Consider the following 23,893-nt stretch of genomic DNA (forward strand, 5'->3'; position numbering starts at 1 on the left):
AAACTATGGCGACATTAGTACTTTAAGTACACATGCCACAAAATTGTTTCACACAATAGAAGGAGGGGCTGTAATAACCAAAGATTACGACCTTTTGAAACGTATGTCATACATGCGTAATTTTGGACATGATGGAGCTGATAAATTTAACGGAGTAGGAATTAATGGTAAAAACTCTGAGTTTCATGCAGCCATGGGCCTGGCTAACTTACCGCATATCGATAAAATAATTGAGAAAAGGCGTTTTGATAGCCAAAAATATGACAGCTATTTATTGCCGCTAGGTATCAAACGACCAATTATTCCCAATAATACATTTTATAACTTTAGTTACTATCCTGTTATTTTCAATACAGAGGCTGATTGTGTAAAAGTATTTGATGAATTAGCAAAGCATAAAATTTATTCACGTCGATATTTTTACCCTTCTCTTGCAGAATTGGACTATATTGAAAAACAACAAACACCAAACTGTGATAATTTGGCTTCAAGGATATTATGCCTCCCAATTTATTATGATTTAACGGTTGAAGAAATAGGCCTTATATGCAATATTATTAAGAGTGCAATTCAACACCAAACCACATATTAGATTAATCAATAATTTGTTAAATTAATATTGTCATGGGATTTTTAACTGAAGATCAACTAGCAAATTTAGGACTTAAAAGTTATGGCGATGATGTACTAATATCAGATAAAGCATCCATATACAGCCCGGAGTTAATTAGCATTGGAAACAATGTTCGTATTGATGACTTCTGTATATTATCAGGTAACATAATCTTGGGCAGTTATATACACATTTCGGCATATTCTGCGCTTTATGGTAAGTTTGGTATTGAAATGCAAGACTATACGGGGTTATCTCCGCGATGCACAATTTTTAGTGCATCAGATGACTTTACAGGCAATTATCTAATTAGTCCAATGGTTCCTGATGAGTATACGAATGTTGTTGGTGGCAAAGTTTCGATTAATAGATTCAGCCAGATTGGAGCAGGCACAACGATTCTTCCTAACGTTACCATTGGTGAGGGTGTAGCCGTTGGAGCAATGTCATTAATTAATAAAGCGTTAGTCCCCTGGACAATATATGCCGGAATACCCGTAAAGCCTATTAAGAAGCGAAGCCAAAACTTATTGAAATTTGCACAAGAAATTGAACACAAAAGGCATTAAAATACTGCACCTGACAGAAGATGAGAAGTTCACCAATCATATTATAAAGTGCTTTGAGATGGTGGCTGAGAATGAAAATCTTTACTTTATTGTTAAGAAAAAAGATGACGCCCCTTTACAACACATTAATGGCTTTAACAAGAATATAATCACCAGCACCGTTGATGGTGAAGTTTTCGAGTCTCTGAAGAACAAATTAAACGAATTCGATGCAATAGTTCTGCATAATCTGATATCTCCTTATAAGCTTAAGATATTAGAGGGAGCTTCTTCAAATATTCATTTTCATTGGATGAGTTGGGGAGGTGATTTATACATCCACCCTAAATTAAAATCCAAAATATACCATCATAGTTCGAAAAAAATTATTGCTAAAAGACAAAATGCAAATGGTATTATTGGTGAGTTTATGGAGCGCTTCTTTCCATATTTATGGGATTCATTATATTTGAAGAAGAGGAAAATTATTGGTCATCACCAATACCATTCTTTAATTCAAAAAATTACCAGTATCTCTACAGTACTGCCAAATGAAATGCCATTGATAAATAGGTATTATGGAAAAAAAATGAGATATCTGCCATATAAGTATATCATGTTTGAGCATTGCTCAAAAGATAATGATATATGTGACGGAAATAATTTCCTGATTGGCAACTCAGCTACTGCAAGCAATAATCACCTCGAAGCCTTTAATTACTTAAATGGGATTGAAAAAAATATTTGCAAGATTATTGTACCCCTTTCATATGGGGAACCTGGCTATGCAGAGGTAGTCATTAAAAGAGGAAATATGATGTTTGGAAACAAATTCAAGCCGCTTACTGATTTTATACCACTGAAGGACTACTCTCAGATGATGAAAAGTTGTGGAAATGTGGTTATGAATCATTATAGACAACAGGCAATGGGTAACATATTAGTTGCATTATGGAAAGGTGCTCGTGTTTATTTAAATAGAAAGAACCTGGCCTGGCAATTTTTTGAAGAGCATAATATCAGAGTGTTTGAAGTGAGTGATATCAAAAATTACGCATCTCTGCCAAACCATCAGACACTGGCCAACCATAATCGCCCCATCCTCGAAAAACTATATGGTGCTAAACAGGTATTAAAAGAAACAAAAGAATTGGTCGATTATCTAACAAAGACAAAATCACATGAGACGAGTATGTGAAATTTTATTATGCAACCTCTTACACGAGGTTTATTAAATTTTACCTGTTACATGCGACCATAAAATCAAATTCAAAAGAATGAACGTCAACGAAAGCCTGGCTCCCATTGCCTTATTTGTATATAATAGACCTGAACATACATTACAAACTTTACAGGCGCTGGAATACAATGACCTTGCTAAAGAGTCAATCTTATATGTTTTTTGCGATGGGCCAAAATTTGGAGCTGGTGAAAAAGAACTAAAAGCGATTCAGGAAACCAGAAACATTGTAAAATCAAAGAGTTGGTGCGGGCGAACTATTATTAAAGAATCTGAAGAAAATATGGGACTGGCTAATTCAATTATTGAGGGGGTTACAAAAACAGTTAACCAACATGGCAAGATTATAGTATTGGAAGATGATATTGTAACATCTCGAGGATTCCTCAATTATATGAATGAAGCTTTGGAGAAGTATAATAACAATATATCCTGTATGAGTATCAATGCTTATCTTCCACCCTTTAAGAATAAAGGGGATAAGGCTTTCTTTATTGAAAATGGTACTTCTACATGGGGATGGGGAACATGGAAAAGGGCTTGGAAATATTTTAATAGTGATGCCAATTACCTTTTAAGGCGACTAAAAAGTCTTCCAAGTTCTGAATTAAAAAGGTTTAACTGGCATAACAGTTACAATTATTTTAAGATGCTCAACGATTTTATAAATGGTAAGAATAATAGTTGGGGTATTAGGTGGTATACAAGTGTTTTTCTTAAAAATGGTTTTGGTTTGTTTCCACCTTATAGTTTCGTACAAAATATTGGTCATGATGGATCAGGAGAACATTGTGGAGAAACGAATCTGTTTCATCATAAGGAACTTAAACTTCATAACGTGGTACTTCCTCCTGCCATTGGTATTGCTAACAATATAAAAATGCATAATAAGTTTATTAGTTATAATAAGTCACTAAGACCAAATTTAATTAAGAGATTAGTTTTGAGGATATTAAATAAACATGGTAAATAATAAAATCACTATACTTCATTTCAATACGAATCCATCAGGTGGTGCTTATAAAGCAGCTGAAAGGCTACATGAAGCATTCTTGGAAGAGGACTTTAATAGTTATATTGTAACTAAATATCCCAACAGGCAAAAAATCCGAAATTCAATATCTTACAGAGAATCTATAGAACCAATGCTATTAGAGAGAATTGGGAATAAATTAAGATATAGGCCTAAAAATATTGCTCAACAATATTATGCACTATGGTTTAATGAGAAAAAATCAAAACTACCGAAAAAGGAATTAAGATATTATGCATCCTTTAAGCCTGATATAATAATATTAAATTGGGTAACTGCCTATTTAGCTGCTGGTGATATTCAAAAATTACAGAATTTAACTGGTGCTAAAATATTTTGGAATCTATTGGATAAAGGGCCATTAACTAGTATATGTCATTACACTTGGGATTGTCAGCAATATACATCTGTTTGTAGAAAATGTCCCATATCAAAAAATAAGAAGTTTCAAAGAATCGTTAAGACTACACATGAATATAGGCAAAGTTACTACAATAAAACTAATTTAAATATAATTGCTCCTACCTCCGAACTCTATAAACAAGCAAAAGCTAGTAGTAACTTCAAAAATAAAAATATTAATTATGTGCCTCTTTCAATAAACACAAAAGTATTTAAGTCATTATCTAAAGATAAGTCCAAAAAAGAGCTTGGCATTAGTCCTAATAAAAAGGTAATTTTCTTTGGAGTTAGCAGGCATAGCGAAGTTCGAAAAGGAATTGTGTATTTGAATAAAGCATTAAAAATATTAAAAGAAAGAATTGGGATAAAATCAATTGTTTTATTAATAGCAGGTCATGATTCAGATCAAAATATCTATGCAGAAATAGGTTATGAAGTTAAATCAATGGGTGCTATTAATTCCGATGAGATATTGAATTTGTGTTATAATGCTGCAGACATTTTTGTTTCTCCATCTATTGAGGACTCGGGTCCAATGATGATAAATGAATCTATTTGTTGTCAAACTCCGATTGTTGCGTTTAATATCGGTGTCGCTAATGATTTCATAAAAAATAGGGTAAACGGATCAATTGTTCCTCTCTACAATTGCAATAGAATGGCTGAGGAAATCAATTATCATTTGTTTCACAATAATTGTGTAAAGAGATTTTATCAAAGCGAAGAAGGAGAAAAATTAATAAAAATGCTCTCCCCTTTTTCTCAAACAGAAAAGATTATTAGTATTTATAATGCAGAAAAAGAATAAGGTATCTATAATTATCCCCACTTACAATTGTATTGATAAAGTTGACAAAACTATTAAAAGTGTCCTAAAGCAAAGTTATAAAAACTGGGAGATAATTATTGTAGACGGTCTGTCTAGCGATGGCACCTATGAATTTATAAATAAGAACTATGCGCCTTTTTGTACTGGTATTTCAGAAAGGGACAACGGAATTTATGATGCCATGAATAAGGGGGTTAAACTGGCAAAAGGTAATTGGCTGTATTTTTTAAACGCAGGTGATTATCTGGTTAATGACGATGTACTTCAGAATGTGGCTGAGTTTTTTCATACTAACTATACTCTGGTTTACGGTGGATATAAAATATACTTCCCAGGTGGTGATGCAAAGATGATTTTGCCAAGGCCTCTTTCAGATATTCCTTATGATATGCCCAGCTGTCATCAATCATTATTTTACCACTGTAGTTTATTTGAAGATACAAATTATGACACCAGTCATCCCTGGTGCGCCGATCATATTCATCTTGCTGAATTATTTCGTTCAGGGAAGTTGATTGAGAAAATAATTGATACACCAATTGCCTATTTTGAAGCGGGTGGTGAAGTGGGCAGAAACCCAATGGACTTTATTAACGACAGAATAAAAGTAGCCAAGACATTTTTACCATATCATCTCTCATTGATCTACTACTTTAAAATGATATGGTATAATATTATCAGAAAAAGAATTAAAAGGATTTTTATTCCCCGGAACAATGCCTGATTTTATATATAAGACTCGCATACCAGAATTGTTAAGATACTATATTGGAAAGCTCTTGCATACAAGGAATACTAAAAGCACCTTTGACAAAAAGGTGGCTAAAGTAGAAATTGCAGGTGCTTTACATGGTTTAAACATTGGCGACAATGCCTTAGGCAAATCAATTGGTGTTCTTTTGGAGGAAAATCAAATTGATTATTTTTATAGCAATATCTATAACATCAGCTATACTGCTAAAGCCAAGTATCTTATTGTATGTGGAGGAGCAACGGGAACCAATGATAATATTATCAACATCTACCAAAAGTATAATAGCTGTCCTGAAAATGTTGCTTTTATTGGTATGGATTGGGAAGGTGAAATTCACCACCTTCAGGATAAAGTAAAGAATTGGTTAAAAAAATGTCATTGTATTAGTTCGCGAAGTAAAGTTTGGCAAAACTACTTAGCTGATGTATTATCACAAAGCATTAGCAAATACCATTTGGATAATGTCTTTTCATGGTTACCAAACGAGAATGTTGGTGCTGTAACCGTATCAAATGGAAAAACAATTGGTATCAATATGATGAGTTTTTATATGCAATTGGATAAGTATAAAAACTTTGTCCCAGGTCACGGAAGAGCATCCTATTTAAAAGAAAATAACCCGAAACAATATGATGCCATACCGCAGCTTGGAAAATGGTATGTTGATCTGTTTAAAGATCTGATTGATAGGTATACTAAGCTTGGATATAAGGTTGTTCATATTCCATTCGCAATTGAAGATGACTTATTTGCACGAACAGTTTTAAAGGAATGTAAAGTTAAGTGTATACCATTCAAAGATTTGAACTCAACTCTATCTGTTTTAAATGGTTTGGAAATGATGATTGCATCGCGCTATCATGCGCTGGTGTTTGCCTTATCATTACAAATTCCGTGTAAGGCATTTTTGTATTGCAATAAATCGGTTGATCTTTATAATGAATTGGAACTTTCTGATGATGGCGTTTTATCCATATTTGATCTGGTTAATAAAAACCATAGTAAAATTGAGACGTTTATCAATTCTGAAACGTTTATTAATATAGAGCCATCAATCCTTCAACGAATATGGGCAGATACAAAAACTTGTATTTCAAAAAACCTTAATCTTCATCAATGGATAAAATAGGTGTTTACTTTTCAGCAAATGATGCTGTTTACGATTGGGCGGTTGCTTTTTTAAATAGTTTCAGGCAATTTAACCCAGAGCTCGAATTATTTCTTATTCCTTTTGATGATAAGTACAGTAAACTAAATAGTTTGTCATCAAAATATAACTTTAACGTTTATCTTGACACTAGTTTTACTCGTCTTGAAAAGATTGGCCTATCTCTTGAATTGGGGTATAGTAGTTATGGTCCAAACTGGTTTAGAAGATACGCTGCTTTTTGGGGACCACTGGACCACTTTATGTATATAGATGCGCGTTTTGTAATATTATCCGATTTAAAACCTTTTCTACAACTATTGGGGCAAACAGGTAATGATTTGTTGTATAACGATACTGCCATTGACCAAGTATACAATTATGGACCATTACGAACTGAACTGATAAACAATGGTAAGAGTAAAGGTTTTCTGTCAGGAGCGTGGACGTCAAAAAAAGGAACTTTTACACTTGAAGAATTTGAACAATATGGAAAAGAAGCATTAAAATATAGAAACCAGTTGAATGCCAGAAATTCTGATCAGGCTTTTATTAACTACTGTTGCGATAGGAAGTCTATTAAACTGGTCAAACAGTCTGAATTAGTTGAAGACTTCTGTCACTGCGCATGGGCTGGTCAGGGTGGACATATTTATATAGATTCAAGCCTGCAATATCGATTATGGAATTACGGTGGTTTAGATCATAAAAAACGACTTTTTTTGTTGCATTGGGCCGGATATCCTTTGTCTCCAATAATGCCTGAATCAGCGTTATTCCTTAAATTCTCTGATTATTCATTCGTTAAAAAAATAATATTCCGATTTAAAGTAGTTTTCCTTTTACCACAATTATTAATAAGAAACAGGCATATTAATCAGCTTTATCACCGGCTAAAAAAAGCTAACTAAGTACTAATTTCAGTCACAAGACAAATTGACTAAATTCAAACAATGAAAATTACATCCTATATTCACCCGCAAAGAGCTTTTCTTCCTTGTACAGGGGTTGGAAGACATATGAATAATATCCTTTATAATTTGGGGAATAAGCACGAAGTTGAATTATTAGTCGCTAGGCAGTGGATAAACTCAAAAAATGATCAACTGATTGGAAATACTCCATTAAATGAATTACCTATTCGTAGTTTCCCGTTTCCTGAAAATATCACTGAAAGAATATGGAAAACAGCTGGTTATCCCTATATGGATAAGTATGTAAAGGATGCTGATGTGGTGTATTGCCCCGAAGAAACCTATATCCCACTTAAAAACAAACCACTTGTTATTACCATTCACGACATACAGGCTTTTGAAACTAATTTAGAGTGGTCAAACTCCAGGCAACATCAGCTATTCAGGAAAAAATGGATGGTTTGGATTAAGAAAATTGTTAGAAACAAAGTTCCAATTTTTACTGTATCAACATTTAGTAAGAATAGAATGATGGAGCTTCTGAACATTCCTGACGAACAAATATTTGTAGTTGGAAATGGAGTTGAAGAAGGTTTCTTCAATACAGCTGGAAATGAAACATCACCTTTTAATTACCCGTACGTGTTCATCGTAGGAGGTTTACGCTACAAGAAAGGAGCTGACTACGTTATAAAAGTTGCACAAAAGGCACAAAAGGAAATACCTGATTTAAAATTTATAGTAGCAGGTGAGCAAGAAGTAAAATACAATAATATTGCGAAAGAGTTGAACAATATTGAACTATTGGGAATGGTGGAAGACCTGGAATTGCCAAGGCTAATGAGACATGCCAGCTCACTTCTGTTTTTATCTCTGTATGAAGGCTTTGGCATCCCTGCTATTGAAGCTATGGCTGCAGGGACGCCTGTTATTGCAAGTAATAGAGCAAGTTTACCTGAAATTGTAAACAAATATGGTGTCATCACTGATCCTTGTAATACCAATGAAATTATGGAATACATAAAAACATCAGAGGTATTACGCAAAGAGTTTGAGATACCAGGTAAAGAATATGCCCGAAATTATAGTTGGGACAAAATTTCCAATAATGTAGAATCTAATCTAAAAGAAATAATCTAAACATGATTAAAAAGAAGAAGGTAGTAATTTGCTGGACAGACATCTCGGGATATATGGCATCTTGTTGGCAAGCTATGCAAAATAGTAAGGAAATTGACCAGTTTATCATAGCCTTTCAGGCTAAAACGGAAACTGCATTTTCAAACAACCTGTTAAAGGAAGTTCCTTCCTATTTGCTGGATATTGATGAAAGGAATGACTTTAAAAAGATTTTAAATCTTGTTTTAGAACAAAAACCTGACGTTATCTATTTACCCGGATGGTTTCATAAACCATATAGAAAGTTAGCCTTCACTCAACAACTGAATTCTGTTGAGTTTATTATGGGAATGGATACACCTTATTGGGGTACTTTTCGTCAAAAACTGGCACCCTATGTTTTAAAACCCTATCTAAAGAGAATATCAAAAGTTGTTGTCAGTGGCGAACGAAGTTGGCAATACGCCAATCACCTGGGTTTTTCTTTTAGCCAGATATATAGGGGACAATATGGTATTAACCACAAGGATTTAAAAACTGTTATTGAAAGTAAAAAAGAAAAAATCTGGCCTAAACAATTTCTATTCCTGGGTAGATACACAAAAGTTAAAGCAATCGATTCATTGGTTGAGGCTTATAAATCATACCGTGAAATGTGTGGTGATGAAAAACCTTGGGAGCTTATATGCTGTGGACAAGGACCACTTAAAAAACTAATTGATGATCAGCCAGGAATAATTGATAAAGGGTTTATCCAACCTTCTGAAGTAATTAATGAAATGAAGGAAGCTGGCGTTATGGTGTTACCAAGTAAGTTTGATCCCTGGCCACTTGTTGTCTTAGAGTCATGTGCAGCTGGTTTACCCGTTATTGCAACAGAATATTGTGGATCTACTGTTGAAAACGTCAGAAACTTATATAACGGTATAGTTGTGTCTGGTGACTCTGCTGATGAACTGGCCAAAGCAATGCATGCTATACATAATATATACTACGATAAATTGCCTGATTGGGGAAAGAGAGCCTCAATGATGGTAGAAGGTTATTCTGCTGAAATGTGGGTTAAGAAATGGGAAGATATGCTTTTAAACTAGTTGCATGGGATTTGTAGGACAATTATTAGCCTTTGTATCTTCAATATATGGTATTGTATTTATAAGCTTGCTGTTATGGTTAGTTGCCAAGGTCAATAAAGACATTCGCTACCTATGGTTATTACTGGCTTTTTTGATGTATTTTTCTTCTTTAGCTAAGTTCTTTGATCAATGGACTGATGAACCACCTGCTTTAATCCCTTTTCTGCAAACCATAAGAGATAATGGCAGACCATTATCTATTTTAACCCTAATTGGCATAGTCATTAGTATCCATAAAAATAAGTATAAATTATTCAATGGATTGTATGTTAACAATGAGTCGTCAATTCAATTTCTGGTAGTTGTACAAGTAATTATTTTTCTGAAAATTTTATTAGTAGGAAATATGCTGTTTGCTATTATGGCATTTGCAACTTTCTTAGGAGTAATTTATATTGTCAGAAATGGCTTAAGTCCATTAATTCAAAACCAGGCTAGCATTGAATATGGGGTATATGCAATATTAATTGCGAATATTATATTCCTGACGACAAATTTCTATCAGGCATATATTGATATGTATCCCATTACTTTCCTGCATGGTCGTTTTTTGGGTACTACGGGAAATCCTCAACATGCCGCAGTATTACTTGCTTCGTCAATTCCTGCCTATATGTATATGATCAGTAGATATAAGATTTCATTGAGGATGGCTTTTATTTGTGTATTTTTAGGTCTTAACATTTATGCCCTAATCCTGACAGGCTCAAGAACCGGCTTATTAATGGCCTTTATTACAGTATCCTTATTCATCTATAAAGGATCTCCTTTATTAACTACACTTACTGCTTTTTGTGCCATCATTATCTTAGTATTCTATGATGAAATTAACCTCTACATTGCTTTAAATGATGAAACATCTACCGCATTTGGCAGGCTCAGTTCATTGGAAGATACTCGCTCTGCTGCCTGGAAAGGAATGTGGGAAACCTTTACATATCATCCTATTTTTGGTAAACCTGTTATTGGTGATAGAATCGGATTTGGTGAAAATTCCTGGTTAGCAACCGCTTCTTCACTGGGGCTTATAGGATTCATTCCCCTTTTCTTATTTGGTACAAGATTGATTAAATTATCAATCATTGCATTAAAGCAGTCTTTTTCAAAAAGCATCAATAATAGTGATGAATATAAAGTTGTGGCAACAGGTATTATCTCCTTAATAGCAGGTTCTTTCTTTGAAGCTTTTTTACTTGGAAACCTTTCGTTTTCCCTAATTATTTTATTGCTGTACATTACAATGCTTGAGTATTTGATAGGCAGATCCGTAACTAATTAAAGTATGATTCAAGATAACCTGTTGGGGAAAAATATAGACAAGGTGACAACTATATGTACTTTGTTGATAATATTTCTTCATAGTTATAATTACGAAGCAGCTAATAGTAATTATACCCTATCATTTATTATTCAGAATTTTATTTCAAATGGACTAACGAGAACAGCTGTTCCCATATTTTTTATTGTTTCCGGCTATTTGTATTTTAACAATAAAAACGTCTCCCATTCATTTTTCACAGGACAACTAAAAAAAAGAATACGTTCGCTTGGCATACCATTTTTAGTATGGAGTTTAGGGGGCTTTCTTTTATTTATGACAGGTAAATTTATACCTGTAACCAGTAATTATTTCAACAGTTTTAGTATTGAAAAACTTAGCCTGTATGATGTGTTTATCAAACTATTGGTATTTCCTGTACCCTACCAGCTTTGGTTTCTCCAAATATTATTGATATGTAGCATCTTAGCTCCTGTAATTTGGTTTTTAATTAATAAATTAAACCCGTATTTTTCATTAAGTGTTTTAGGCTTATTATGGTTGAAATCGGGAGGATATAACGGGCTTAGCGAGTATTTTTTTGAAGGGGTATTTTTCTATGCAATAGGTATAAGCCTTGCTTTAAACAAAACGAAAAATTATAAGATTAATTTAATTGTTTTGTTTATCGTAGGTATATTATCAGTTTCTCTTAAAACATATTTATCAATCAATGCAAGTTATACGATCTCTTATCTTTGGGGCAAGATAGCTATAATCATCTGTATTCCTTTAGTTTGGATTATATCTAATCGTATTAGTTTTGAGAATAAAATGATGTCTTTGATTAATCGATATAAGTTTTGGATTTTTCTGTCTCATGAGCCGATGTTAACTTTTAACAAGAAGTGGCTATTAGCCGTTTTGAACTCTTCAGAATTATCACACTTTATAGTGTATTTACTGGCACCGCTCTTAACTTTATGTCAAAGTCTTATTTTGGCCAATATAATAATTCGAATATTTCCAGCCGGATACAATGTATTAGTTGGAGGTAGAATACCTTTAAACAAAAATAGCTATGCCTAATAAAATCCTCATCATCTACCCCTACTTCACTCCTGCCGAAAAAGCCGGAGGCATTGTTAGTTCTCTTAGTAACATGGTTTGTAACCTTAATAATTACAGCTTTTATATCTATACCAGCTGTTATGATTTAGACGGTTCACAATTGAATGTAAAAGTCAATCAATGGGTAAAATATAGTGACACCATCCAAATTTACTATTCGAGTGCAGAAGATTATAGATCCATAAAAGCGTTGTTGGATGATATAGTACCAGATAAGGTATATATCAATGGCATCTATGGTAATAAGTTCTTTTTGAAGCCAATTATGGCTTTAAAAGGATTTAAAAATAAGGTTATCATAGCTCCGAGAGGTATGCTGCATGCCGGTGCACTAAAGGTTAAGGCCCTTAAAAAGAAACTGTATCTTACTGTCATTAAAACAAGTGGTTTATTAAAGCGCTTATATTGGCATGCTACTGATGAACAGGAAGTAAAGGATATTGGTAAACACTTCAGAAGCAGTAAGGTTATTCTGGCAAAAGATACGCCACCATTACAACCCGATTTTGCAACTTTGGAACATTCAAAGCAAAAAGGACAATTAAGACTGGTGTTTCTCTCATTAATTACCGAGAAAAAGAATTTAATGTTTCTTCTTGAATTGCTGGACAATCACCAGGATTTGAAAGTATCACTGGATATCATTGGTCCTATAAAAGATCATCCCTATTGGGAAAAGTGCCAGCCCCTCATCGAAAAGAACAAAGCTCGTGTAAAGTATGTTGGTCCGGTGGCTCCTAAAGATGTGGTCAAAGCATTGCTTCCATATGATTGCTTTATTTTGCCGACCTTAGGAGAAAACTTTGGTCATGTCATCTTTGAAGCACTAACAGCTGGTAAACCTGCTATCATTTCGCATTATACGCCCTGGAGCAATCTGTCAGCTATGCAGGCCGGTTTTAACTTAAGCCTGAATAAAGATGAATGGTTGGAGCAGCTTACTAAGTTAATTGAACTAAATAATGATGATTATCAGAAAATGGCTCAGGGGACACAATCCTATTTAAAAGATTACTTAAAGTCATATACCCCAAAAGCTGATTATCAGCTTTTGTTTGGATAAATTGTCGTATATGACGACATGAAATTGGCCTTTCGATTGTGTAAGGTCTTTTTTTGTCTTAATGCGAATGCAATGTGAAAAAAAGGCTACAATGTAAATCCTGTACCTCTCAAGGGAGCTGCCAAAATGGCTGAAAAGGATGATACAACCATGCAAATTAAAGCTATTTTGGTTCCTATCGAGAGAAAAATTCAGTAGTCAAACATGAATCATTTCCCCCGCTCTGTAACGCTTCAATTCAAAATGTTCACTCCTTCCCAAACCACTTTTTACAGGGTTTAGAAATCAAGATAAAAATGATCTGTAGGTTTCAATTTCGTTTTATCAGGCTGACAAATATTTATTTGCCAAATTGATAAACTAAAAATATTTACAAGTTGAAGACTTAAAAAAGCTTATCTGAGAATTCGTTGATTTGATAGTTTCTTGCTGTAATTCCCAATTGCCACTTTATTTTCTTAACCTGCTACCTCTAAACTCTCCCTTCTTCCGTCACCAATTGATGAAAAAAATGTCAATAGCGGACGTTCTTCAAACATTGAACATGCCCCAGCAAGGTTCAAACAGAGGTTACTCTCTCGAGCAATTGATATTGCACTTCTGGATTGGTATCTGGTGTTGGGCAAGTTGTTTTGAACACTTGGAAGTCACCCGTCAGGATGAAGAAATTAAACGGTTATTTGGTTGGAATCGGATGGCAGGCAGCAAAGCTTTTCAACGTTATTTTAATAAGTTTGACTAAGCAACTAATCAATCAGTATTCACAGGTTTGTACCAATGGTTCTTTGAAAGTTTAAAGTTCGATAATTAAACTTTGGACTTCGATTCAACCATTATGACCGGATATGGGAATCAGGAAGGTGCGAGGAAGGACTACAATCCTGGGAAGCCGGGACGAAAATCCCATCATCCCCTTATGGCCTTCGTAGCGGATTGCAGAATGATTGTCAATTTTTGGTTGCGCTCGGGTGATAGTTATACTACCAATAACTTTCTGTTTTTTTAGAGGATACTTTAACTAAAATAGCAAATAAAACGGTCGGGTTAATCAGGGCGATAGTGGTTTTTACAGTAAAGAAATCTTTGAATATCTAGAAGGTAAAACGATGAATTACATTATCGCTGCAAAGTTTTATCAACCAATTAAATGGAAACTGGCCAAACATAGCACATAATTAACCCTTGATTCCGGCCTTGAGATTGGAGAAACTACTTACTAGGCAGATGCTGGGTATGAACCTAGGAGGCTTGTCATAGTCCGTCAGGAAATAAATAAGCGCCCAAAAGCAGCAGGTAAACAATTGAAGTTATTTGAGGAAGAAAGGATTTATAAAAACTATCGATACTCTTGCTTTATTACCAATATGGATCTTCCCGTCAGGGTAATATATGACACATACCGGGAAGGGCCGATTGCGAAAACCGGATTAAGGAAGTCAAATATGACTTTGGTGCAGAAAATTTTAATGTGAATGATTTCTGGGCAACAGAAGCGGCTTTAAATTTTGTGATGATGGCTTACAATCTAATGAGCCTGTTCAGGCAAGCTGTTATGAAAGGAAAAACCCAACATTTTTTAAAAACCATCAGATATAAAACATTTGCCATCGGCACATACATAATCAAGGAAGGAAATTCAAGGATCCTGAAACTATCTCTTGCCATGCAAAGACGCAAGAGGTTTAAAGGATTATGGTGTTCTGCCAACTATCTTGAATCTCCTTTCCTGACTGTTTAATTTTTCTAATGACAATTCTGGGTTAAATATAAGTCTTGTCAACTAACATCCTATCGAATTTACAGACAAATCTTGCAACATTGCAAAGTAAAAAGTCAGACCGGCAGGCAAGCCGAATGTCGGCAATTATGCTCTTATACCGTTGATTGGACGGGCCACCCGCTTACTTTGCTAAAATTGCTTCATCCAATTATCAATCGTGGCCATTTACTTATTAACGGATCACAAGACTTAAGCAGTTTCTCCCAATTGATTGCTTCATTAGTACGAATCAAAAAGGTTAGAAAGAAGGGCTACCTGGCTGATAGCAGTGTACATACCTATTTCAAAAAATTAAATAATGGTGATATTGATCTGGAGATTTCAACTTATTAGGGTGATTAATGTTGATTTGCTAAATCGTTTGTTGTCGAATTTGGTGAGTTTGAAAAGTTTATTTGGAAATTTATTGATTTGATAATTTGTTGTTATAACTACCAGATTCATCTCTATAATTAAAATTTAAATAACAAATCGTCCCAAACTCTGAACCTAGAACTCCAAGCTTATCACTCCTCTCTATGCTCTTCTTCCCTCTCCGGTTAATCCAAATTCTGCAGGAATAATTTGAGTTCAATCCTGCCTAGTTGTCAAAGCAGTGCTTGGTTTTCAAATTCTATCAACATTTAACTTCTCTAAAGTTATTTTAATATCCCCGGAGGGGATACATATTTATAGATAAAGCTATTACAATACATACACAACTCCGGCGGAGTAGCATTTAGCAGGGTTAACATTTTTAACCGGATAACAACGATTTGATAATTGTCTTTTCTGCAATAAGTTACACCACTTTATACCTCAATCCTAAAACCTAATTATTAAACTCTAACCACTAAACTTTAAACCCTAAACTCCCACTCTCCTTTCTTCCGTCCCCCGTCTTCTGTCTCCCAACTAACCTCTCTTCTCCAACCTCTAAACTCCCAACTCACCAAACGGCACGAATAGATGTTCCCGGAAAGAATGGATTTTCAATAAAAGCTGAGTAATCGCGGTAATAATCACTTTTCAGGCCGATATAATGCTTTTCTGTATTTAACTTCTCACCTGCCTTAAACCATTGGATGGTATTGGTTTTATCCAGTACATCATTCACATAAACGGCTCCAATTCCATTGTCATAGGCCAACCTGTACATAATTTTCTGACGTCCGGTTATCAGCTTGCCAACTTTTTTAGGCAGTCGATACAGTAGTGGTGTCAACTGTTCAAACTTCAGGTGATTCATTGACAAATCAATGGTATCCAATCGGTTGCAGTCCGTCAGATCCAAATTTAACTGACGCAGGTTATTATCATTTAAAGCGAGATGTACCAGTTCAGGTGAATAGGCTGTATAACGGATAGTATCCAGTCGGTTATGACTCACATCCAATACTTGCAGGGCAACTGTATCTGCAAAAACCGGATTAAATTCCGACAAGTGATTATGACTTACATTTAATTGACTGAGGCTATCCAAGCGGCTTAAATCGACGTTAAAGCTCCTCAGCAGGTTATCCTTCATATTAATGGACTTCACTGAGGAATCTAGCACATCATTGGCCATAAATCCAGCTATCTCATTATTGGCTACATGAAAATATTCCAGAAGATTAAAAGCTTTAAAATCATTAGGCACATATCCCCGCAGATGATTATTATCCAACTCAATCGATTGCACATTACCTTCAGAATCCAGGCGAACGCCATAAAGTGCTACGAAGGACTTCGGTAGTCGTTTTCCACGTTTAATCTGGTCCCACCCCTCATTACTATACCACTTGTCGCCTTGCATTTCCTGGTAAAAATTATGCAATGCTATCACCTGCTCCTTTGGCACATCAACATTCAGGTAGGCTTTATAGGAATACATCAGGCCCGGAAGTCCCGGATGACCAATAACACATTCAATTAAACCGGAATAACGGTTGTTAATGACCAGCTGGCTGGAATTACTTTTAACCAGTTTATTATTAAAATACCAATCAATCTGTAAGCTATCAATCCGGGCAATCAACGAATAAACACTTTGCTTTGAATTAACTTTCTGCCACTTAAGTAAACTGGGTGAATATTGGTTTTCATAGGTAAACAAACGTGCATTCTGAGCAAAACTTTGGTAGGCATTGATAAGGTAGTCAGGCGACAAATGGTTTTGATGAAGGGTTATTGAATCCATTTCAACACCCATCGATAATTGAATATTAAGCTCGCTTAAGAGGTTATTATCAAGGTATAATTGCTTTAGATAAGGACTCCACTCAATGTTTAAATCCAGCGCTTTCATTTTATTATTTCGCAGGTTGATATCATTCAGAAGAGAGCAACCTTTAAAATCAAAATAAGCCTGTTCAATAATATTATTGGAAGCATCCAGCGATTCGAAAAACCAGCATTCATTCAGATCCAGTTTAAGCAGTGCAATGTTGTTATTGGCAAAATTCAGGCTTCGCAGATTAAAGCTATTGGACAAATTAGCAACGAAAAAGAACAGCTCATTATCCGAAAGATCAATCTCCGTCAGATAAAATAAATCATCAAACTCTATGTCAAACTGTATCAGACGGTTGGAATTAAGCAACAGCTGTTCCAGATTATAACACATATCCAAGTTATTATCCAGGAAACTCAAGTGATTGTGACTCAAGTTAAGATAGCGTAATTCTACCAGATTTTTAAAAGAAATGGAAATGTTGGCCAATTGGTTATTCGATAAATCCAGGTGCCTTAATTTCCGCATCTTTCCAACGCGTGTTGCAATATATTCCAACCGGTTATGACTCAAATCAAACGTATGCAAGAATTTGCAACTATCCAGATTATGGGTAAATTGTCTGAAATCGTTGTGATCCAATATCAGATAACGAAGACGCGGACAATAGTTCAGCTTACTTTCAATATAACTCAGGTAATTTTCTCCCAGATCAAGATATACTAATTGCTCATTATTACGCAGGTTATAGTTAAAACGTGAAATAAAATTGCCTCTGAGGTTCAGCTCCCGCAATTGTGGAAACAGGTAAAAGTTAATATTCGGGTGACTGAGTTTATTATAGCTTAAGTCCAGCACCTTCATACGAAAACCGTTTACCTTAAGATCAGAAAATCTTTGCAGGTTATTATGGGATAACTTAAGTACTTCCAATTTGTGGTTAGCTCTCAGATCAAGGTTAAACGTATCAATTTGGTTGTGTGATAAATCCAGTCGTTTCAGGTCACGACAATTAAATAATTTAAGTTTTACTTCATTGATCTTGTTATTATTAAGTGCCAATACCTCAAGGCGGTGTTGATTAAGCAAATCAATATCAAAATGTTGCAACAGGTTGTGTGAAAGCTCCACCTCTTTCAGGTTCGGACAATGAAATAACTTAGCATCAAACTGACTTATTTGGTTACCATTTAGCTTAAGTACCTCCAGTTTCCAATTACGTCTGAAATCAACTTGAAAATCAGTGATTTCATTATTGCTGATGTCCAGATGTTTTAATTCCGGACAAGTGCTTAAATCGTACTTAAACTCACTTAGTTCATTATAAGACAGGTCGACGCGTTTTATTGCAGTGCACCGGTTCAGTTGCACGCTAAACTCATACAAACTGTTATTCCTGAGCACCAGTGTTTCCAGGTATCTGTGATTACCCAGCCGCTGGTTAAAGACTGACAGACGATTATTTCCGAGAAAAAGCTTATTTAGTTTGGTATTATAGCGCAATGATGGTGCAAAAAATTCCAGATTGTTATTTCCAAGATTGATGATCTCAAGGTTTTTACAAGCATTGATGTTAACATCAAACTTATAGAGATTATTACCCCATAAATCAATCTCTCTTAGAGCCTTAGAATACCTCAAATCAACTTTAAAATCAGCAATACGGTTAGAGTTTAGAAGCAGTTTAAAAAGCCGGGGATTGTATTTCAACTCGCTCGTGAATTCCGTTAACTCATTAAAGGATAAATCGAGTACCTGTAACTGCCTGCACGCTTTTAACGAAGTACTAAAAGATTCTATCTTGTTGGAAGCCAGGTAAAGTCCGGTTAAACCTGTACACCCGGATAGATCAAAATCGAAATGGCGCAGTTCATTATTACTTAACGCCAGTCGTTGCAATGCGCGACAATTGCTTAAATCCGGATCAAATTCACTTATCTTATTATTCGACAGATTTAGTTCACGCAAGCCTTTAAGTTCACTAATATTGCTGTTAAAAGTTTTTAGTTGATTATGGTCGATAAAAAGAGTATGGATCCTATTTGTTTTACCAGCCTTATGCTTGTAAGTTTCGATTTGATTATAACTCAGTAATAACACCTGCAGATTTGGCAGTTGGCTATAATCAATCTCAAAACTCCTTAGTTGATTTTTAATGATATTGATTCGTCTTAATGCACTATTAGCAGCAAAAGAATGTTGAAAATCAGATAACTGGTTACCCGATAGTTCCAGTTCCTGAAGCACTTTTAATTCAGTAAAATCAACATTCAGTTTTTCCAGACTATTTTCAGTAAGGTTCAATACCTTCAGTTTATTGCCAGATCCAAACTTAAGTTGGCAATACGAGAGCCGGTTATTGGCAATACTTAATTGTTCCAGTTTGGGCAAGAACGATAAATCAGCTACCAATGTATCCTGATCCAAAGCTCCATTGATCCTTAACCTGGTAATGTGTCCATTACGGTCAAAATATACGAATCCAACATCAGGTATACTATCCTGATCTTCATCTAATTCCGGAAATATTCGCAATAACAACTCTAACTCCTTAACATCGGATTGGGCAGATACCCTGCCACTAATCATCAGAAAGAGAAGGCATATTCTGAGAGACCATCTGATCATTAAACGTAGATATTTTCCTGTTGCAAATTGTTAACAATTGTTAACAAACATAGCTTATTTATTTCATTTATCAAAGAATGGTGGGTGCCAAACAATAATATATGGCCAGTTTTTACCAGTCAGGTACACCAGTTCCTGATGAGGGTCATAGGCAATACCGTTCAATACACCTGCATTGGGATATTGCTTTCGATCAATACATGGTCCAACATCAACCTCTATCTCAACTTTTCCGGTAGTTGGATTGATTACAACTAAGCGGTCGACCCCAAGAACATTGGCCCAAATAAAACCTTTTATACATTCCAGTTCATTGAGGTATTGAACAGGTCCCCGGTGGTTATAAACCAGGCAGCTGTCTTTCTTATTATAAAGCGACGAAAGCATTAACAGTTCGTTTGTTCCGTTGGAGGCAATCAGTCTGCCAGCTTCTTGCGTTAATCCCCATCCTTCCTGTTCGTACGGTAAAACATTAGTTTCATTTAAGTCTTTGTCAAACTCATAAACCTCACCATCCTTCCACGTCAAAAGTATCAACTTCGTATCAAGCAAGGCTATTCCTTCGGCAAATATTTTCGGATTTAATGACTGTTTGCGAATTATACTTCCATTTTCCGGGTCAATAATACGTAATGAAGATTCACCAACCAGCCCCGTTGATTCATATAGGTGACCATCCCACCATAACAGTCCCTGCGTAAAAGCCATCTCATCATGTGGCAGAAACCGGTAGTTATCTACGCGAACCTGCTTCGGTTCAATATCCGAAACCATAAAGACATGTTCAAGCACACGCTTCTTTTTTCCATTAACGAAAAATGTCAGACGAACATCGTTAATGCCCGGTCGCATTTCAGAAGCTGGTAATTTAAACGACGATAACTCTGTATGATGATACACCTGTTTGCTATCGTCATTTAGCACCGAGTCGATCCTCCACTTTGCATTGGATGCTCTAAATAATAAAGTGTCATTGTGTGCCACAACCTTCCACCTGGCACTATTATTCAAGGACGGATAAGTCATATAAACACCACATCCTGACAAGCAGATCAGGCATATTACCAATGGAAGGCTGTGCTTTAACATGCTTATTTTCTTGCTTCTGTTATCTGAGTTAAAGCCCGTTGAATCAAAGCTCTTGGACTGGCCACATTGAGCCTCATAAATCCCCGGCCTTCCAAACCAAAAGTCTGACCGTCATTTAATCCTACCCTGGCTTTATTGATCAAAAATTCTTTTAGTTCTTTCTGATTTAATCCCCAGCTTCGGAAATCAATCCAGATTAAATAAGTAGCCTCCGGACGGTAAAAATGGAGTTCAGGTAAATTTTCTTTAAAGTACTCCTCCATTAAAATAATGTTCTGCTCCAGGTAATGTTTTAGTTCTTTCAGCCACTGGCGTCCTTCATTATACGCTGAAGTCAAAACAATACTACTAAACAGATGCCCCATATGCAATTGAAGGCGATTTTGGGTAGTCTTGTACCCCTTCAACAGTTCAGGATTCGCACTCACCACATAGGAGGTACTAAAACCAGCAATATTAAAGGTTTTCGAAGGTGCCATAAACGACAAGCTATTCATTGCTGCTTCTTCATCAATGGAGGCAAAAGGAATATGCTTGTGCCCGAACAACGCCAGGTCAGAGTGGATTTCATCCGCCAAAACCAAAACATTATGCCTGCTACAAATATCATGGATTTTTAGTAATTCTTCTTTAGTCCATACCCTTCCCACCGGATTATGTGGAGAGCATAAAAGAAACAGCTTGTTATTCTCTTTAGCAGCCTGCTTTTCCAGTAAATCAAAATCAATTTCGTAACGCCCATCGGAGTTAACCAGACTGTTTTTAATCACTTTGCGCCCATTATCGGCAATAACCGAATAAAACGGCGGATAAACAGGTGTGTTGATGATCACTCCATCGCCTTCGTTGGAAAAGGCCAGAATTGAAAATGCAAGAGCCGGTACGACACCTGGAGAATATTCAACCCAATCCGCCCTCACGTTCCATTGGTGTTGATACGCGCACCAGTCTACAATTGCATCCGAAAACTCACTCTTACGGATCGTATAACCATAAACCTCATGCTGAGATCGTTTCTGAATTGCCTCCTGAACTTCCGGTGGTGCGGCAAAATCCATATCTGCAACCCATAAAGGTAAAACATCATCCGTACCAAAATAGCGTTCTCTTAAATCGAGCTTATATGCATTTGTTCCTGATCGGTCAATGAGCTTATCAAAATCGTACATATTGGTCTTTTATTAATGTTTGCATCAAAAAAAAGGGCCGAAGCCCTCTAATATCTTGTAGAATTGAAGTGTCTAACCTCCAATCTTAATATCAATCGTTTCTGTTGTTACATTAGGTTCCGGTGCATTATCTGATATTACAAAAGTCAGTCGGTAAACACCACTTAAACAAGAAGGTTCAATTGACATATCAAACAATTGTGATTCATTCACATCCTTTGTCTTTACATCGTTAAATTTGATAGTGTGTACTTTATTACTTTCAGCTGGCGTCCAAGGTGTTCCAATACCTTTTAATTCAGCTGAGCCAGGAATTTCACCAACATAGTCAATTGTGATCTCACAATTATCCAGACCACGATTATCTGTAAAAGTAGCCTCAAGAGGTAAATTTCCACTTCTTTTATATGTATCTGTGGTATTTGGTGTGGTTATTTCTACAGATGGGCCTTGTGTATCTGGCCCTTCATCATCATCACTTCCACCACAGGCTGCCATTGTTATTACAAGCAAGCTCAGAGCTAAGGTTTTTGTTAATTTTTCGATCATAGGTTTAAATTTTATACAAATATAAATTTTTGCAAGAAACCCACATCATTATTCATAGAAATATATACGCAAAGACCGTTATAGTTTTGTATAAAACAAATATGGTATCTATCGCTTAATAGAAAAAGCGCGAACACACAAAATTTATCAAGCTTCCGATCAGTTTCCCTTTACTGAATATTGGCACAATCACCTAAGATGCTCCCAATACCAGCCTATCGCCTCTTGCAGTCCTTCTCTGATGTTATATTTAGGATTATAAGTTAATAACTGCTTAGCCTTATCAATAGAGGCCAGACTATGTGGAATATCTCCTTCCCGGTTTGGACCATAGTTAATTTCAACCTCTTTGATTGAATGATCAAATTCGCTTAAAAACTCCTGCAAATAAGTCACCAGCTCGTTGAGCGTAGTTCGTTGTCCATAAGCAACATTGTAAACCGTATTGATTGCTTCTGTATTATCTGTCAAAGCTGCCAATTCATTGGCTTGTAACACATTTTCAATATAGGTAAAATCCCGAGAGTAAGTTCCGTCTCCGTTTATAACAGGTGACTCTTTATTTATTAACGACTTGACAAACTTAGGTATCACGGCGGCATAGGCGCCATCAGGATCCTGTCGTCTGCCAAATACATTGAAGTATCTTAATCCTATAATTTGCATGTTATATAAGCGGGCAAATACATCGGCATATAATTCATTGACATATTTTGTGATAGCATAAGGAGACAAAGGCTTTCCAATAGCATCTTCAACCTTGGGTAGTTGTATACTATCGCCATAAGTCGAGGAACTTGCTGCATAAACAAAGCGTTGAACATCATTATCTCGGGCGGCAATTAGCATATTCAGGAATCCTGAAATATTAACTTCATTAGAAGTAGCCGGATCCTTTATTGAACGTGGTACAGAACCTAAAGCAGCCTGATGAAAAACAATGTCCACACCATCCACTGCCTTAATGCAATCGTCCATGTCCCTTATATCACCTGTGATAAGTGTAAATCGTTCATTGGAAACAAAAGCCTCAATATTCTGCTCCTTACCAGTCGAGAAATTATCAAGACATCGAACTTGGTTATTCTGTTTAAGTAATTTCTCACACAGGTTGGACCCAATAAAACCGGCGCCACCCGTCACCAATATATTCTTATTTTCTAATTGAGGCATAGTTTTAATTTTGAGTTGTAAAATTAGTAAAGCATTTTCTTTTAGTTTTGCCTTTCGGCACTATTTTTATGTTATTGGTCAAATGAGCAATAAAAAAAGCGACCAATGGTCGCTTTTCTATCTT

The 23,893-nt window shown here is 35.6% G+C and carries 21 protein-coding genes; 16 read left to right on the forward strand and 5 right to left on the reverse strand.

Annotated features, from left to right (window positions below; all coding sequences use genetic code 11):
* From AC4MRQ_RS07810 to AC4MRQ_RS07885, 16 genes are all read left to right on the forward strand, one after another.
* The coding region (locus AC4MRQ_RS07810) for a DegT/DnrJ/EryC1/StrS family aminotransferase (RefSeq protein ID WP_491197103.1) at positions 1-592 on the forward strand (592 nt) is incomplete at its 5' end.
* 32 nt (positions 593-624) lie between these two features.
* A complete protein-coding gene (locus tag AC4MRQ_RS07815) occupies positions 625-1,182 on the forward strand; it encodes an acyltransferase (RefSeq protein ID WP_491197104.1) in 558 nt (185 codons plus the stop codon).
* The gene (locus AC4MRQ_RS07820; RefSeq protein ID WP_491197105.1) at positions 1,151-2,359 is read left to right on the forward strand and encodes a TDP-N-acetylfucosamine:lipid II N-acetylfucosaminyltransferase family protein; all 1,209 of its coding nucleotides are present in this window, start codon (positions 1,151-1,153) and stop codon (positions 2,357-2,359) included. Before AC4MRQ_RS07815 ends, AC4MRQ_RS07820 begins: the two co-directional genes overlap by 32 nt.
* 79 nt (positions 2,360-2,438) lie before the next feature.
* A complete protein-coding gene (locus AC4MRQ_RS07825) occupies positions 2,439-3,374 on the forward strand; it encodes a sugar transferase (protein WP_491197106.1) in 936 nt (311 codons plus the stop codon).
* Positions 3,364-4,644 carry a glycosyltransferase gene (locus AC4MRQ_RS07830; protein WP_491197107.1) on the forward strand — a complete coding sequence of 427 codons (1,281 nt, stop codon included), beginning with the start codon at positions 3,364-3,366 and terminating at the stop codon, positions 4,642-4,644. The genes AC4MRQ_RS07825 and AC4MRQ_RS07830 overlap by 11 nt, the downstream gene beginning before the upstream one ends.
* Complete coding sequence (locus AC4MRQ_RS07835) at positions 4,628-5,389, forward strand: glycosyltransferase family 2 protein (protein WP_491197108.1); 762 nt, start codon at positions 4,628-4,630, stop codon at positions 5,387-5,389. Before AC4MRQ_RS07830 ends, AC4MRQ_RS07835 begins: the two co-directional genes overlap by 17 nt.
* Positions 5,382-6,548 (forward strand): polysaccharide pyruvyl transferase family protein, encoded by a 1,167-nt coding sequence (locus AC4MRQ_RS07840; protein ID WP_491197109.1) that lies wholly within the window; start codon positions 5,382-5,384, stop codon positions 6,546-6,548. The genes AC4MRQ_RS07835 and AC4MRQ_RS07840 overlap by 8 nt, the downstream gene beginning before the upstream one ends.
* Positions 6,536-7,477 (forward strand): hypothetical protein, encoded by a 942-nt coding sequence (locus AC4MRQ_RS07845; RefSeq protein WP_491197110.1) that lies wholly within the window; start codon positions 6,536-6,538, stop codon positions 7,475-7,477. Before AC4MRQ_RS07840 ends, AC4MRQ_RS07845 begins: the two co-directional genes overlap by 13 nt.
* A 42-nt stretch (positions 7,478-7,519) precedes the next feature.
* Positions 7,520-8,620 (forward strand): glycosyltransferase family 4 protein, encoded by a 1,101-nt coding sequence (locus tag AC4MRQ_RS07850; protein WP_491197111.1) that lies wholly within the window; start codon positions 7,520-7,522, stop codon positions 8,618-8,620.
* Between the two features lie 2 nt (positions 8,621-8,622).
* Positions 8,623-9,693: a glycosyltransferase family 4 protein gene (locus AC4MRQ_RS07855; RefSeq protein ID WP_491197112.1), complete on the forward strand. Its 1,071-nt coding sequence runs from the start codon at positions 8,623-8,625 to the stop codon at positions 9,691-9,693.
* A 4-nt stretch (positions 9,694-9,697) separates the two neighbouring features.
* Positions 9,698-11,014 (forward strand): O-antigen ligase family protein, encoded by a 1,317-nt coding sequence (locus AC4MRQ_RS07860; RefSeq protein WP_491197113.1) that lies wholly within the window; start codon positions 9,698-9,700, stop codon positions 11,012-11,014.
* Between the two features lie 3 nt (positions 11,015-11,017).
* Positions 11,018-12,082, forward strand: coding sequence for an acyltransferase family protein (locus tag AC4MRQ_RS07865; RefSeq protein WP_491197114.1), 1,065 nt, complete (start codon positions 11,018-11,020; stop codon positions 12,080-12,082).
* Positions 12,075-13,187, forward strand: coding sequence for a glycosyltransferase (locus AC4MRQ_RS07870; RefSeq protein ID WP_491197115.1), 1,113 nt, complete (start codon positions 12,075-12,077; stop codon positions 13,185-13,187). Before AC4MRQ_RS07865 ends, AC4MRQ_RS07870 begins: the two co-directional genes overlap by 8 nt.
* Before the next feature lie 544 nt (positions 13,188-13,731).
* Positions 13,732-13,929, forward strand: a complete 198-nt coding sequence (locus tag AC4MRQ_RS07875; RefSeq protein WP_491197116.1) for a hypothetical protein — start codon at positions 13,732-13,734, stop codon at positions 13,927-13,929.
* 654 nt (positions 13,930-14,583) lie between these two features.
* Positions 14,584-14,925: a transposase gene (locus tag AC4MRQ_RS07880; protein WP_491197143.1), complete on the forward strand. Its 342-nt coding sequence runs from the start codon at positions 14,584-14,586 to the stop codon at positions 14,923-14,925.
* Positions 14,926-14,997: 72 nt separating this feature from the next.
* Entirely contained in the window at positions 14,998-15,300 is a 303-nt protein-coding gene (locus tag AC4MRQ_RS07885; protein ID WP_491197117.1) for a hypothetical protein, read from the forward strand.
* Positions 15,301-15,895: 595 nt separating this feature from the next.
* Here AC4MRQ_RS07885 and AC4MRQ_RS07890 read toward each other — a convergent pair.
* The 5 genes from AC4MRQ_RS07890 to AC4MRQ_RS07910 all read right to left on the reverse strand — a co-directional run bounded on the left by AC4MRQ_RS07890 (position 15,896) and on the right by AC4MRQ_RS07910 (position 23,769).
* Positions 15,896-19,789 (reverse strand): hypothetical protein, encoded by a 3,894-nt coding sequence (locus AC4MRQ_RS07890; protein WP_491197118.1) that lies wholly within the window; start codon positions 19,787-19,789, stop codon positions 15,896-15,898.
* 63 nt (positions 19,790-19,852) lie between these two features.
* Positions 19,853-20,878 (reverse strand): glutaminyl-peptide cyclotransferase, encoded by a 1,026-nt coding sequence (locus AC4MRQ_RS07895; RefSeq protein ID WP_491197119.1) that lies wholly within the window; start codon positions 20,876-20,878, stop codon positions 19,853-19,855.
* 2 nt (positions 20,879-20,880) lie between these two features.
* A complete protein-coding gene (locus AC4MRQ_RS07900; protein ID WP_491197120.1) occupies positions 20,881-22,047 on the reverse strand; it encodes a MalY/PatB family protein in 1,167 nt (388 codons plus the stop codon).
* 72 nt (positions 22,048-22,119) lie between these two features.
* Positions 22,120-22,596, reverse strand: a complete 477-nt coding sequence (locus tag AC4MRQ_RS07905) for an Ig-like domain-containing protein (RefSeq protein ID WP_491197121.1) — start codon at positions 22,594-22,596, stop codon at positions 22,120-22,122.
* Positions 22,597-22,785: 189 nt separating this feature from the next.
* The gene (locus tag AC4MRQ_RS07910; protein WP_491197122.1) at positions 22,786-23,769 is read right to left on the reverse strand and encodes an SDR family oxidoreductase; all 984 of its coding nucleotides are present in this window, start codon (positions 23,767-23,769) and stop codon (positions 22,786-22,788) included.
* Positions 23,770-23,893 lie beyond the last annotated feature (124 nt).

Source organism: Carboxylicivirga sp., assembly GCF_982718395.1.

What these genes read in the sequence shown, in the direction of transcription:
- AC4MRQ_RS07815 (WP_491197104.1), top strand. Translation starts at nt 625, where the DNA reads ATGGGATTTTTAACTGAAGATCAACTAGCAAATTTAGGACTTAAAAGT.
- AC4MRQ_RS07825 (WP_491197106.1), top strand. Translation starts at nt 2,439, where the DNA reads ATGAACGTCAACGAAAGCCTGGCTCCCATTGCCTTATTTGTATATAAT.
- AC4MRQ_RS07830 (WP_491197107.1), top strand. Translation starts at nt 3,364, where the DNA reads ATGGTAAATAATAAAATCACTATACTTCATTTCAATACGAATCCATCA.
- AC4MRQ_RS07835 (WP_491197108.1), top strand. Translation starts at nt 4,628, where the DNA reads ATGCAGAAAAAGAATAAGGTATCTATAATTATCCCCACTTACAATTGT.
- AC4MRQ_RS07840 (WP_491197109.1), top strand. Translation starts at nt 5,382, where the DNA reads ATGCCTGATTTTATATATAAGACTCGCATACCAGAATTGTTAAGATAC.
- AC4MRQ_RS07845 (WP_491197110.1), top strand. Translation starts at nt 6,536, where the DNA reads ATGGATAAAATAGGTGTTTACTTTTCAGCAAATGATGCTGTTTACGAT.
- AC4MRQ_RS07850 (WP_491197111.1), top strand. Translation starts at nt 7,520, where the DNA reads ATGAAAATTACATCCTATATTCACCCGCAAAGAGCTTTTCTTCCTTGT.
- AC4MRQ_RS07855 (WP_491197112.1), top strand. Translation starts at nt 8,623, where the DNA reads ATGATTAAAAAGAAGAAGGTAGTAATTTGCTGGACAGACATCTCGGGA.
- AC4MRQ_RS07860 (WP_491197113.1), top strand. Translation starts at nt 9,698, where the DNA reads ATGGGATTTGTAGGACAATTATTAGCCTTTGTATCTTCAATATATGGT.
- AC4MRQ_RS07865 (WP_491197114.1), top strand. Translation starts at nt 11,018, where the DNA reads ATGATTCAAGATAACCTGTTGGGGAAAAATATAGACAAGGTGACAACT.
- AC4MRQ_RS07870 (WP_491197115.1), top strand. Translation starts at nt 12,075, where the DNA reads ATGCCTAATAAAATCCTCATCATCTACCCCTACTTCACTCCTGCCGAA.
- AC4MRQ_RS07875 (WP_491197116.1), top strand. Translation starts at nt 13,732, where the DNA reads ATGCCCCAGCAAGGTTCAAACAGAGGTTACTCTCTCGAGCAATTGATA.
- AC4MRQ_RS07890 (WP_491197118.1), bottom strand. Translation starts at nt 19,789, where the DNA reads ATGATCAGATGGTCTCTCAGAATATGCCTTCTCTTTCTGATGATTAGT.
- AC4MRQ_RS07895 (WP_491197119.1), bottom strand. Translation starts at nt 20,878, where the DNA reads ATGTTAAAGCACAGCCTTCCATTGGTAATATGCCTGATCTGCTTGTCA.
- AC4MRQ_RS07900 (WP_491197120.1), bottom strand. Translation starts at nt 22,047, where the DNA reads ATGTACGATTTTGATAAGCTCATTGACCGATCAGGAACAAATGCATAT.
- AC4MRQ_RS07905 (WP_491197121.1), bottom strand. Translation starts at nt 22,596, where the DNA reads ATGATCGAAAAATTAACAAAAACCTTAGCTCTGAGCTTGCTTGTAATA.
- AC4MRQ_RS07910 (WP_491197122.1), bottom strand. Translation starts at nt 23,769, where the DNA reads ATGCCTCAATTAGAAAATAAGAATATATTGGTGACGGGTGGCGCCGGT.